This window comes from Leucobacter sp. GX24907, assembly GCF_053567335.1.
In genome coordinates this window covers 122,728-135,232 of sequence record NZ_JBSGPD010000004.1, presented here as the reverse complement: position 1 = coordinate 135,232, position 12,505 = coordinate 122,728, and the positions used below count along the sequence as shown (strand labels likewise).

Here is a 12,505-nt window from a genome sequence, read left to right as displayed (position 1 = left end):
TCCGATGTCACCTCCCGAGGCGATACCGGACCGAGAAGCACGAGTGAGAGTTTGACCCACACACCCCGCTTCCGCATTCGCCGTCATCGGCGCACCTGTGCCGCAGCGGCCAGCGCTGCGATCGCGCTGGCCGTATTCCTGAGCGGCACAGTGCTCCTCGCGCAGTCGCCCGCGTCATCGCCCGGTGAGGCCGGGGCGGCGGCCGGACGGTCAGAAGGGCCGGCCGAGATCTCGTCCGACCTGCGCACTGCGATCGCAGACGAAGGCTTGCGAGCCGAAGGGGCAGAAGACGCGGGCAAGGAAGAGAGCTCTGGCGGTCGCGATTCCGACGACACGACGCGCAACGAACTCATCGACGAGGCACCGGGCGCCTCGTGGTTCGACGCGAGCACCGGCACGGCTGAGATCCTGGTGCTGTTCGACGACACCGGCATCGCCGCCGAAGCCCGAGGCGAGCCCGAGCTCGCCTCCGCCTCGCTGCAGCAGGGAGCCGAGGCCGTGCTGCAACGCGCCGAGCCCCAGCTGGAGGCACTCGAGCGCTCGAAGAAGCTGCGCGTGCTGAACACCTTCTGGCTGACGGCAGGCGTGCTCGTCGAGGCCGAACCGACGGAAGACATGCTCGCGGAGCTTGCCGCACTGCCCGGCGCCAGAAGCATCACCCCGAATTACGAAGCCGTGCCCCTCGAAGAAGAAGCCCCGATCGAGGTCGACGATCCGTCCGATTGGGCCGAAGGACTCGCTGCAGACGGCACGCCCGTCACCTACGGCCTCGAACAACTCGGCGCCCCCGAGGCCTGGGAGACATACGACGCATACGGCCAAGGCGTACGCGTCGCCGTACTCGACACCGGCATCGACCCCACTCACCCCGACCTCGCGGATCGCCTCGTCACCGAGGACCCCCATGACCCGCTGTTCCCCGGCGGATGGATTCACCTTGACCACACGGGCAAGGTGCAGGCCAAGCGTCCGGCAGACCCGGCGACGCACGGCACGCATGTCGCCGGAACGGTGCTCGGCGGTTCATCTTCCGGCACGCACATCGGCGTCGCACCCGAGGCCGAGTTGATGGCCGTCAACGCCATCAGCGACGGCAGCAGCAGCGCCAAGATCATCAAGGCTCTCGAATGGACGCTCGCACCGTACGACGCCCAGGGCGAGCCGGCAGGCCGACCGGCAGACGTGGTCAACATGTCGCTCGGCACCAGTGATGGGCACGATGAGTTTCTGCTCGAAATACTCAACCGCGTTCGCGAAGCCGGAGTCTTCCCGGCAGTCGCTGTCGGCAATGACGGCGACCGGAAGCCCGGATGCATTTCGAACCCGAGCTCCTCCTACGACGCGTTCGCCGTCGGTATGACCGATGAGCAGCGCCAAGTCAACGCACGCTCGTGCGGGGGTACGACCGACTGGCCCGACGCCGTCGCCCAGAGGTTCGGCTGGCCGAGCGGCCAGTTCACGAAACCGGACGCCTCGGCGCCCGGAGTCGACATCGTCTCGGCCGTTCCGGGCGGTGGCTGGGGGCGCTCGAGCGGCACCTCAATGGCTACCCCGCACGTGGCGGGTGCGGTCGCTGCGCTGCGCTCGGCACAGGCCGGGCTGACCGTCGACCAGGTCGAGGAGGCCCTGGAGCAGACCGCCTGGCACCCGGACCCGGAGGCATCGGGCGACGGCGGCTTCACCCCCGACACCAGGTACGGTCACGGCATCGTCGACCTGCAGGCCGCGATCGCCGCCGCGCGAGGCGAGTCGGGATTCGATGCGACGATCACCGTCGCTGGGAGCAGCGATCCCCTACCCGGAGTCACCGTCAGCTGGGCCCAGACCAGCGAAGGAGGCGGTGTCGGCAGCAGGAGCGAGACCTGGGTCTCTGACGAGGACGGCAGGGTCTCCTCCCACCTCACTCCGGGAACATACACACTGACGTTCGAGCGTTTCGGCTACGCCACCGCGTCGCACGAGCTCGTCGTTCCCGAGACCGGCTTCGAGTCGTTGACGGTCGAGCTCACCCCGCTCGAGACGGGAAGCGTGCGGGGCACTGCGACCGACGCGACGACCGGGGATCCTCTGCCCGGCGTCACGGTGTCACTCGTCGGACAGGACCTCGCGACAATCACCGCCGACGACGGCACCTACCAACTCGATGACGTGCCGGAGGGGGAACACCGGTTCAGGGCCGCGCGCGACGACATGTACACCGCTACCTCAGACACGGCGGACGTGCTCGCCGCGGAGGATGCGCCGACCATCGTCGACTTCACCCTGTCCGACCTGCCTCGCGTTCTCGTGCTGGGAGAGGCGACCGGCCGATCGACCGAGCTGCTCGCAACGCAGGAGCTGGTCGTCGAGCGGCAGGCGACACCCCCGTCGGATCCAAGCCGCCTCACCGCCTACAACGCAGTCGTCTGGGACGACCCCGGAGAAATCTCCGCCGACGGCCTGCAGCATGTGATCGATGCGACCGATGCTGCGGGCACCGGCATCGTCTGGCTCGACCTCGGTTCCAGCAGCACCAGCGGCATCGCGTCACTGGCAACCCGGGCGGGCGATCCCGAGAGCCGCACTATCGGTTCGGGCGCTGATCTCTCTGAAACCGGCTACCGCATCTGGGGTGACGGCAAGCACCCGCTCTTCGAATCGGGCGACATCTTCACCGGGGGGCTCAGCACGGGCAGCATGATTGTTCAGGATGCTCGAGACGGTCTCGACAAGTTCTGGGCAGCCTTCGATCAGCAAATGCTCGGCGAGGGTGCACAGGTCCTCGCCACTTCGATCACGAAGACTCCTGATGGGAAGGGCGGTCAGAGCATCACTGAACGGGGTGCCGGCATCGCGGTCGATGAGCGCGACGGCAACCGCCACGCATACCTGGCCCTGCACGGCACCCACGCCGCTTCCGACGCACGCAACTGGTCGGCCGCGGGGCGACAGATCTTCGTGAACGCGGTGCAATGGGTCGCCGAGTCGAGCAAGAACACGCCTCCGAAGCAGCCGCCGCCCGAGATCCCTCAGCCCCCCATTGAGCCTCCGGGGGACGGCGGGGACCGTGGTCAGCAGAGCGGCGGCAGCAACGCTCCTGCCCCGGACACAGCGCCACAAGCAGGCGTCACCCCTGCACCCGCTGCACAGCAAAGCGGTTCGGGCGGTTCCGGCAGTTCGGGCGACGGTGCTTCGTCCCGCGCCCCGGCCTCCCAGGCGACCCCCAAACCCAAGTTCAAGCCGGACCCGCCGGTTGCGGGTGAGAACCAACTCACAGCTGCGAACGCCGGTGGAATCACCATCCGCGTGCGCAACGGCATCGCCTATGTCAAGATCCCGGACTCCGAGCCCGGCGACTGGTTCTTCCTGCACGTCTACCCCAGCAAGACTCCAGTCGATTGGATCCGGGTCAACGACGACGGAGAGTTGCGCATCGACGTCTCAACTCTTGACGACGGCACCTTCCGATTCGCGTTCACCGACCCTGACGAGAAGTTCGTCGGGTGGGTCGAGGTCGAGATCGGTTCGGGCGGCGGAAACAGCGCCGAAACCGTGTCGATCACGGACCCCGCAACCCAGCTACCGACAGTCGGGCAGGGCGGATTCGAACTCACCACTGCCGAGCTGCTCATGTTGCTCGGAGCCGCGCTGCTGCTGCTCACGGCGGCCGGTGTGGTGCTGCTCGGTCTCAGAAACCCAGCCCAGTCGGGGGCTCAGGCCGGCGTAGGCGGCGTGCCGGGCGGGGCGGCCGCGTGACCCCTTCTCACGATCACCCGAGTCGCAGGATACGTAAAGCCACCGGCCTCAGACGACTGGCGATCGTCGCCACCGCCCTGGCGATCGGAGCAGGCCTGACACTCCTCGGCGTGGGGGTCTGGCAACTGTTCTTCACCGGAACCGGCGAGGAGTACACCGGCGCGGAACGTCGCAGCGCCGAACACATCGCCCACGAGATCGACGCGGCGCCGGCATCTCGCCCGACGAGCGTCACGATTCCGGCGATCGACTATGTCGCTCCGGTCGCACCCATGGAGGTGGGTGAGGAGACCGTACTCGATCCTCCTACCGCCGACGAGATCTTCTGGCTCGAGGATTTCGGTCTGCCTGGCACGGGATCGGAGAACACGGTCTACCTCATCGGCCACACCTCGACCAGCGGCTTCGCGGTCTTCGACCCGCTGGTCAACCGCGCCGAGCAGAAGACCACCGTGCTCCCCGGTGACGAGATCATCGTCGCGACCGAGCAGGGATCCGTGCCGTACGAGGTCATCGCAACCGAGCGTCACGATCAGACGGCACTCAGTGATCTCGAGGATGTCTGGACGAATGAGCCGGGCAGGCTCGTGCTCATCACCTGCTTCTTCGCAGCGGAGAGCGACATCGCGTCGGATAATATGGTGCTCTTCGCACGACAGGCGGACGCCGTGTCCGGCAACGAGGCCGACGCAGGGGACGGTTGAACCGCCGCGTGCAGGATCTGCGTACAGCGTTCAAGACCGCGCGTCTGGCCCGTCGCGGGTACAATCGAGCCTCGCCCGCCCCTGGGCGAGACCAGCCGGAGAGGTGCAGACGTGGACGAGCTCATTGACCCCACCGAGATGTATCTTAAGGTCGTGCTCGAATACGAGGAGGCAGGCATCGTGCCCGTACGTGCGCGCCTCTCCGAGCGGCTGGGCCAGGCGCCGTCGACGGTCACGCAGACGGTCGGCCGGATGGTGAGGGAAGACCTCTTCTTCTCCGTGCCGGGAGACCGTCAGATCTATCTCAGCCCGCGGGGCAGACACCTCGCCCTGAGCATCATGCGCAAGCACCGGCTCGCCGAACGGCTCCTCGCAGACATCATCGGTCTTGAGTGGAACCTCATCCACGAGGAGGCCTGCCGTTGGGAACATGTCATGAGCGACAAGGCAACGGAGCTCATCGCTCGTCTACTCGATCACCCCACGCATTCCCCGTACGGAAATCGGATACCCACCCTGCGAGAGGTTGAACGAGGCTTCACTCAGAGTCTCGCATCGTCGGAGATCGTCAATACGATGCGCTACACCTTCGACGCAGAGCCCGACGACGTGACAGTCGTCCAGTGCATCGGGGAGTCCGCGCAGAGCAACCCCGATCTCCTCAAGCGCATGTCAGAGACTGGCGTAGTTCCTGGCGCCGAAGTACTGATTGAACGAAGCCCCCTCGGGGTGATCCTACGACTCGCTCATCCGCCGGAGCGTTCCTTAGAACTCGACCACATCGACGCTTCCCAGGTCTTCGTCTCCCCCGCCCAGAGCGGGTCGAGCTGGACGCCTGAAAAGACCGCTCCCTGAGCGATCAGGGAGCGGTCTCGGCAACCTGCTCAGCGCAGAACTCTTCCCGCTTCCGGTGTGCGGCGGCTACGAACTCAGCGCTGGTTCAACACCGAGAAATCTGGCTGACCGTCTGGGCCCGAAGGCAACGGGGTGCCGTCGGCGAAGGTCGGCCAAGGCAACAACTCCGGCTGCTGCGAGGGCTGCTGAGCCTGCGCGGCCTGCGGCAACACGGATTGCGTGGCTGCCGGCTGCTGGGAGACATGCGCGGAGGGCGCCTGTGCACCGCTCACCTGTGCGCCGCTCACCTGTGCGCCGAAGAGCGCAGCACGCTGTTCGTCTCGCAGCGCACGCTTCTGGTCACGAATCTCACTGCGGAAGGCCCAACGCAGCAGCATCGTGATCGCCAGGCCGAGTGCCGTGAGGATCAGAGTCGCGGTCGAGATCTTCCAGTACAACTCAGGAATCGTGATGTCGAACGCGGAGATGCCGACAGGCGCGGTGAAGAGGATCCCGCTGAGCACCCCGAGCACACTCGTGACGAACGCGAAGCGCGTGACCATCTCGGGGAGGCGATGGCCGAGCATGAGCAGCAGTTGCGCCCCGAGAATCACAACGCGGACGACGGCGACCACGAGCAGTGACTTCCAGAAGATCTCCCAGCCGAGCCAGAACGGATCGTACTCCGACATCCAGATCACGATCAGCAGCAGGCCCAGAATGTAGGCGTTTGCGATCAACGCGACCGGCGAGTACCACTCGGATCGTTGCTGACGGCTCGTGTCGAGCGCCGTGAGCACGACGAACAGTGCGAAGAGCAGGAACGTGGAGAAGACCCGCTCGAACTTGCCATCGAAGTCGCCGATGAACACGAGCGCGATCGACGCCACCGTCAGCGCACTCAGCAGAATGATGCTCACCTTGAGGAAGGTCGAGAGCTTCTTCTTATCGCCACCCACCGGGGCGGGCCCGGCCGGCGTTGCCGTCGCTGCCGGCGGAGCAAGCGGCACCTGGGGGCCGGGTACCACGGCAGTGTTCTGCGGATACGGCGCGTGCGCGGCCTGCGCAGAATCATGGCTCGGTGCAGGTTCATGGCCCTGTGCGGAATCATGGCTCTGCGCAGATGATCCCTGCTGACGCGAGCTCTGCTGCGCCGCGGGCCGAACCCCACCGTCGGAGTCATGGGCGGGTACCGGCGAATTCGGGTGTTCGGTATTCGACTGCTCTGAGGTACTCATGTGCACCAGTCTCCTCTAGTTCCCCTGAGAATGAACACCACTTTCACCGAACATTCTTGTCCGGCTCCCTCCTCGGCCGTTCTCTGACCCGCCGCACAGTGGCCGTCGCCGGAATATCCGCCTCAGGTGCCGCGCGACCCGAGAAGCGGCGCAACAGCGTAAACTGGACCCCGTACGCCTGGCGCGCGCAGCCGCCGATCCTCTTCCCGATTCTGAACTCAACGGAGCACATCGAGCGTGACTGACACCGATGCCACCACCGCCGCTACCCACGGCCTTGAACCGCGTCCCGATTCGGCTCGCCCCGACACCGTCGCCGACGCGATCGCGACTCCCGAGAAGGAACAGCCGTACGGCGCTCTGGGCCTGAAGCCCGACGAGTACGACAAGATTCGCGAGATCCTCGGCCGCCGCCCGACCTCGGGTGAGCTCGCCATGTATTCCGTGATGTGGTCCGAGCACTGCTCCTACAAGTCATCGAAGATCTACCTGCGCCAGTTCGGCAAGAAGGTCAACGACAAGATGCGGGAGCGTCTGCTTGTCGGCATGGGTGAGAACGCGGGCGTCATCGACATCGGCGAGGGATGGGCAGTCACCTTCAAGGTGGAGAGCCACAACCATCCGTCGTACATCGAACCGTTCCAGGGCGCTGCGACCGGCGTCGGGGGCATCATCCGCGACATCATCTCGATGGGCGCGCGCCCCGTGGCAGTCATGGATCAGCTGCGTTTCGGCGACATCGACGCCCCCGACACCGCTCGGGTCGTGCACGGCGTGGTGTCGGGCATCTCCTCGTACGCGAACTGCCTCGGCCTGCCGAACCTCGGCGGCGAGACCGTGTTCGACGGCGTCTACCAGGCCAACCCGCTCGTGAACGCGCTCGGCGTCGGCGTGCTGCGCCACGAAGACCTCCACCTCGCCAACGCGTCGGGAACCGGCAACAAGGTCGTGCTCTTCGGGGCCCGCACCGGTGGCGACGGTATCGGCGGCGCTTCGATCCTCGCCTCCGACAGCTTCAGCGAGGGCGGCCCGACCAAGCGGCCAGCAGTGCAGGTCGGCGATCCCTTCGCCGAGAAGGTGCTCATCGAGTGCTGCCTCGAGCTGTTCCGCGATGAGCTCGTGGAAGGCATCCAGGATCTCGGTGCAGCGGGCATCTCGTGCGCCACATCAGAGCTCGCGGCGAACGGCGACGGCGGCATGTTCATCGAGCTCGACAGCGTACTGCTGCGCGACCCGTCGCTCACCGCGGAGGAGATCCTCATGTCGGAGAGCCAGGAGCGCATGATGGCTGTCGTCGATCCTGCCAAGCTCGATGCGTTCCTCGCCGTCACCGAGAAGTGGGACGTCGAGACCAGCGTGCTCGGCGAGGTGACCGACACCGGACGCCTCGTCATCAACTGGCGCGGCGAGGAGATCGTGAACGTCGATCCCTCCACCGTTGCAGTCGACGGACCGGTCTACGACCGACCGGTTGCGTACCCTTCCTGGATCGATGAGCTGCAAGCTTCTGGCGTGCGAGAGTCGGGCCTCGCCCGTGCCGCGTCCGGCGATGAGCTGCGCGCACAGCTGCTTGCGGTGGCATCCTCGCCCAACCAGGCCTCCGTCGACTGGATCACGAACCAGTACGACAAGTACGTGCTCGGCAATACTGCGCTCTCGTTCCCCGATGGGGCCGGCATGATCCGCGTCGATGAGAGCAGCGGACTCGGCGTCGCCATCGCGACCGACGCGAACGGCCGCTACTGCCAGCTCGACCCCTACGTCGGCTCGCAGCTCGCACTCGCCGAGGCGTACCGCAACGTCGCGACCTCGGGTGCCGTGCCGACCGCGGTCACCGACTGCCTGAACTTCGGCAGCCCGGAGAACCCCGAGGTGATGTGGCAGTTCTCGCGCGCCGTCGAAGGTCTCTCCGACGCCTGCCTGTCGCTCGAGGTGCCCGTGACGGGCGGCAACGTGTCGCTGTACAACCAGACCGGTGACACCCCGATCCACCCCACCCCAGTGGTGGGTGTGCTCGGCATCATCGACGACGTGGCTCGGCGCGTGCCGAGCGGTTGGCAGGATCAGGGCGAGCACCTCTACCTGCTCGGCACGACTCGCGACGAGCTCGACGGCTCCGCCTGGGCCGAAGCCGTGCACACGCATCTCGGAGGGAAGCCGCCCGTAGCCGATCTCTCGGCCGAGCGCGATCTCGCGGAGCTGCTGCACGCCGCCTCGCAGCGCGGCCTGCTGTCGGGTGCGGTCGATCTGTCGGAGGGCGGCCTCGCCCAGGCGCTCACCGATGGCGCGCTGCGCTTCGGCGTCGGTGCACGGGTGTGGATCGATGAGATCGTCTCGCGCGACGGCGTCGACGCGACCGCGGCCCTCTTCTCGGAGTCGCAGGCGCGCGTGCTGGTTGCGGTGCCGCACGAGGAAGAGGTGAAGTTCCGTGGTCTCTGCGAGGGCCGCGGCTTCCCGGTGCTGCGTATCGGCGTCACCGATGGTGCGGGCGATGCGGCTGCGATCGAGGTGCAGGATCAGTTCTCACTGCCGTTGTCGGAGCTCGGTGCGGCGTCACAGGCGACGCTTCCCGCTCGCTTTGGCGCGGTGATCGGCGAGGAGGCGTAGCCTTCTCGCATCACCGCGACGCGGCCACAGCCGCGGCCCACGGAGCGAAGCGAGGGGTGGCGACTATCGGCTAAACGCGAAGCGTTTCGCCGGCAGTCGCGGTGCCGCACACGGCGGCAGCCCACAAAGCAATGCGGCGCAATATGCTCTCATTCGCGTATGCGAGGAGCATATTGCGCCGCATTGCTCACTCCGGGAAGCGAGCAGGCGCAGCTCGGAGTCGGTGGCGTCCGCCTACAGATCAGCCGGAGAGGCTCGCTGCACAGCGAGCGTATGTTGTGCGACTACGACCACTTCGCCCCGCTGATTCACCCCCGTGTACTGTTTGACAACCAAACCGATGTCGGGATTACGGTGCTCCTTGAGCTCGATCACCTCCGATGTCGCCGTGATAACGTCACCCGCAAGCACCGGCCCCGGGAAGCGTATGCGGTCATACCCGTACGCGACCGCGAGACGGTTGTACTCGACCGTTAGACCGACCACGACGCCGAATGTCAGCACCCCGTGTGAGAGTCGGCCACCGAATCGAGCAGTCGAAAACTCCGCGTCAGTATGCGCGGGGTGCTCATCACCAGTCAGCCGGGCGAAGTCGACAATGTCGTCGTCGGAAATGATCCGAGGCCCGGTCGTGGTGGTCTCGCCGAGGCGGTAATCGCCGAACACCCGCTCGAACGTCTCGACTCCGGGTGTCATGCCCTCACCCGCCTCGCCGACTCAACCAGTCGGATCGTCCCGGTCGTGTCTTCATTGAACCGTTCATCGTTGCCCTGGTCATCGTCTGAGCGGAAGTACTTCGAGAAGTAGACGGCGATGAACCCGACTACAGCGTTGACAATCATGAATCCCGCGATGGCGTACCAGTGCCCCGTTGAGGCAATCAGCGCAGTCGCGATCAGCGGAGCCGTTCCTCCGAGCACTGCACCGGACAACTCGCGCGCGAAGGCCACTCCCGAGTACCGCAGTGCCGGTGGGAAGAGCTCGGCGAGGAACGCCGCCTGAGACGCATAACAGGTCGCTACGGCTCCGACGAAGCAAACCACGAGGGCAACCGTCATGAGCACCGGGTTCCGCGTGTCGATGAGCATGAACATCGGTGCCGCCCAGACCGCACCGAACGCCGCACCGAACATGTAGAGGCGCCTCCGTCCGAGCCTGTCGCCGAGCCGTCCGAAGAACGGCATGAAAGCGGCACCTGCGAGCAGGATGATCGCATTGATCCCGAGCGCGAGCGCAGCTGCGACGCCGAGGTCGTTTGTCAGGTAGCTCAACGCCCAGACCTGGGGAATGTACGAGAATCCGGAGAGCATGAAGTTCGACCCCAGCGCGACCAGCAGGCGGCGCTTCTCGCTCTTCAGCAATGTGAAGAACGGCACTCGGACGATCTGATTCGTCTCCTCAGCATGCTTGAACTGCTCGGTCTCACTCACGCGTCGACGAATGTACATGCTGATTGCCAGCATGACCAGGCTGAGCAGGAAGGGGATCCGCCACCCCCAGGTCGTGAAGTTGTCGCCAGTGACGAACACCATGAGCTGCATGGTGAGCAGCCCGAGGGCCGAGCCGATCCAGACGCCTGCCCCGGACCACGACGCGTAGAACCCGCGATGCGAAGGGATCGACGACTCCGACGAGAGCACGACGGCCCCCGCGTACTCGGCGCCCGCGCCAAGTCCCTGCAAGATGCGCAGCAGTACCAGGAGGATCGGCGCAAGAAGGCCCACCGACTCGTAACTCGGCAGCACACCGATTACGGCCGTGGAGAGCCCCATGAGCACGAGGCAGGCGATCATGACAGGTTTCCGGCCGATCTTGTCGCCAAGATGCCCGAACAGGATACCCCCGAAGGGACGGGCGAAGTAGCCGACCGCGAAGGTCGCGAACGAGAGGAGTAGTCCGGTGACCGGATCCTCCCCTACGAAGAAGTAGGTGTTGAAGACCAGCGCCGCAGCTGCACCGTATAGCGCGAAGTCGTACCACTCCACGAGGCTACCGACGGCGGATGCCGCGGCTGCGCGCCGCGACCTCCTCTTGGCTTCCAGTTCGATTACTTGCTCATCCATGATGCTCCTTTGCAGTTGATATTAGGGATGACGACCGGATGTAGACCGGCGATGGCGAGACTCCGGACGGGTCCGAGTCAGCACGATGGGCCTCTGAACGTCTCAGGCGGAACGCCGTTCGCCGTCGAGCGGATGTTGATAGATAGCCCGGCGCGTCTCGAGCTCTTCGATGCGGGATCGGTCGTAGCCGAGCTCCGCAAGAATCTCGCGACTGTGCTGGCCGTTGAGCGGGGCGGGCCGATCAACCTGCTGCGGTGTCCCCTTCAACGAGAACGGGAACCCGGGGGTCTTGACGCGACCCTCGGTCGGGTGCTCGTACTCGACGAAGGAACCGTTGTGCTCGACCTGCGGATCGGTGAGTAGGTCCTCGTAGTCGTAGACTGGCCCGACCCAGACGCCGGCGTCGCTGAGCACCTCCATCCAGTACCGAGTGTCGCGTTCTGCAAGGTTCTCGGTCACAAGACGCGAGATCTCATCGCGGTGGGTGAAGCCGTCGCGCTCCGAGTCGTAGGCGTCGAAACGAGAGTCGCCGAACACTCGGGAAAGGACGTCACACTCCGCGAAGGAGAGCGCGATGAAGCCGTCGCTCGTCGGGAATACCCCGTAGGGAGCCCGGATGTAGCTGTGCGCGTGGATCTCGGTGCTCGGAGTCTGCGGAACTCCTCCCACGGTACGGACGCTGATCTCCTGCATCTGCGCAGCGATGATGGCGTCCAGCATGTTGACCTCAACGAGCTGGCCTTCACCAGTGCGGAGACGATGGAACAGCGCGGCGAGCGCGCCCTCGCACGCTGAGTACGCCGCGAAAGCGTCGACCAAGAAGTAGGGCGCCGGACGCGGAGCCTCGCCCTCGCGAAGCGCGCTGTAGAGTGCACCGCTCATGGCCTGCAGGATGACATCCTGACCGGGACGCATGGCGTACGGGCCGTCCTCTCCGTACCCGGAGATCGAGACGTACACGAGATCGGGCTTGATGGAGCGCAGTGTCTCGTAGTCGACCCCCAGTCGAGAGGCTACGCCGGGCCGGTAGTTCTGGAGCAAGACGTCTGCCGTCTCTACGAGTTCGTGGAGCACGGCACGCCCCGACTCGGACTTCAGGTCGAGAGAGATCGAGCGTTTGTTCCTGTTCAGGGATAGGAACGAGGCGTTGACCTCGGTACCCGCGGCGCCTCCAGCGGAGACGTGCCGCTGCCACTCCCCCGTGAGTGGCTCGACCTTGATCACGTCGGCCCCCAGGTCGGCGAGCTTCTGCGTCGCGAACGGACCTGACATTGCGAGCGACACATCGATGACGCGGATTCCTTCGAGGACCTTCATCCTGCAC

The 12,505-nt window shown here is 65.7% G+C and carries 8 protein-coding genes; 4 read left to right on the top strand and 4 right to left on the bottom strand.

Annotation, left to right across the window (positions count from 1 at the left end; all coding sequences use genetic code 11):
- Positions 1-51 precede the first annotated feature (51 nt).
- The 3 genes from ACUYV6_RS07550 to ACUYV6_RS07540 all read left to right on the top strand — a co-directional run bounded on the left by ACUYV6_RS07550 (position 52) and on the right by ACUYV6_RS07540 (position 5,294).
- Positions 52-3,735, top strand: coding sequence for a S8 family serine peptidase (locus ACUYV6_RS07550; protein ID WP_449278053.1), 3,684 nt, complete (start codon positions 52-54; stop codon positions 3,733-3,735).
- Positions 3,732-4,439, top strand: a complete 708-nt coding sequence (locus ACUYV6_RS07545) for a sortase domain-containing protein (RefSeq protein ID WP_441897363.1) — start codon at positions 3,732-3,734, stop codon at positions 4,437-4,439. The genes ACUYV6_RS07550 and ACUYV6_RS07545 overlap by 4 nt, the downstream gene beginning before the upstream one ends.
- Before the next feature lie 111 nt (positions 4,440-4,550).
- Positions 4,551-5,294, top strand: coding sequence for a metal-dependent transcriptional regulator (locus tag ACUYV6_RS07540; RefSeq protein WP_449278052.1), 744 nt, complete (start codon positions 4,551-4,553; stop codon positions 5,292-5,294).
- Between the two features lie 74 nt (positions 5,295-5,368).
- On the opposite strand, the gene ACUYV6_RS07535 is transcribed toward ACUYV6_RS07540, so the two are convergent.
- Positions 5,369-6,511: a hypothetical protein gene (locus ACUYV6_RS07535; RefSeq protein ID WP_449278051.1), complete on the bottom strand. Its 1,143-nt coding sequence runs from the start codon at positions 6,509-6,511 to the stop codon at positions 5,369-5,371.
- Positions 6,512-6,748: 237 nt separating this feature from the next.
- Here ACUYV6_RS07535 and purL point away from each other — a divergent pair, with 237 nt between their 5' ends.
- Positions 6,749-9,118: a phosphoribosylformylglycinamidine synthase subunit PurL gene (gene purL, locus ACUYV6_RS07530; RefSeq protein ID WP_449278050.1), complete on the top strand. Its 2,370-nt coding sequence runs from the start codon at positions 6,749-6,751 to the stop codon at positions 9,116-9,118.
- A gap of 234 nt (positions 9,119-9,352) precedes the next feature.
- On the opposite strand, the gene ACUYV6_RS07525 is transcribed toward purL, so the two are convergent.
- The 3 genes from ACUYV6_RS07525 to ACUYV6_RS07515 all read right to left on the bottom strand — a co-directional run bounded on the left by ACUYV6_RS07525 (position 9,353) and on the right by ACUYV6_RS07515 (position 12,498).
- Positions 9,353-9,814 carry a MaoC family dehydratase gene (locus ACUYV6_RS07525; RefSeq protein ID WP_449278049.1) on the bottom strand — a complete coding sequence of 154 codons (462 nt, stop codon included), beginning with the start codon at positions 9,812-9,814 and terminating at the stop codon, positions 9,353-9,355.
- On the bottom strand, positions 9,811-11,181 hold the full coding sequence (locus ACUYV6_RS07520; protein ID WP_449278048.1) for an MFS transporter: 1,371 nt from the start codon (positions 11,179-11,181) through the stop codon (positions 9,811-9,813). The genes ACUYV6_RS07525 and ACUYV6_RS07520 overlap by 4 nt, the downstream gene beginning before the upstream one ends.
- A 102-nt stretch (positions 11,182-11,283) precedes the next feature.
- Positions 11,284-12,498 carry a CaiB/BaiF CoA transferase family protein gene (locus ACUYV6_RS07515; protein WP_449278047.1) on the bottom strand — a complete coding sequence of 405 codons (1,215 nt, stop codon included), beginning with the start codon at positions 12,496-12,498 and terminating at the stop codon, positions 11,284-11,286.
- Positions 12,499-12,505: the final 7 nt, after the last annotated feature.

Bases quoted from the DNA above. Each gene is read 5' to 3' on its own strand.
- ACUYV6_RS07535 (WP_449278051.1), bottom strand. From the start codon at position 6,511: ATGAGTACCTCAGAGCAGTCGAATACCGAACACCCGAATTCGCCGGTA.
- ACUYV6_RS07525 (WP_449278049.1), bottom strand. From the start codon at position 9,814: ATGACACCCGGAGTCGAGACGTTCGAGCGGGTGTTCGGCGATTACCGC.
- ACUYV6_RS07520 (WP_449278048.1), bottom strand. From the start codon at position 11,181: ATGGATGAGCAAGTAATCGAACTGGAAGCCAAGAGGAGGTCGCGGCGC.
- ACUYV6_RS07515 (WP_449278047.1), bottom strand. From the start codon at position 12,498: ATGAAGGTCCTCGAAGGAATCCGCGTCATCGATGTGTCGCTCGCAATG.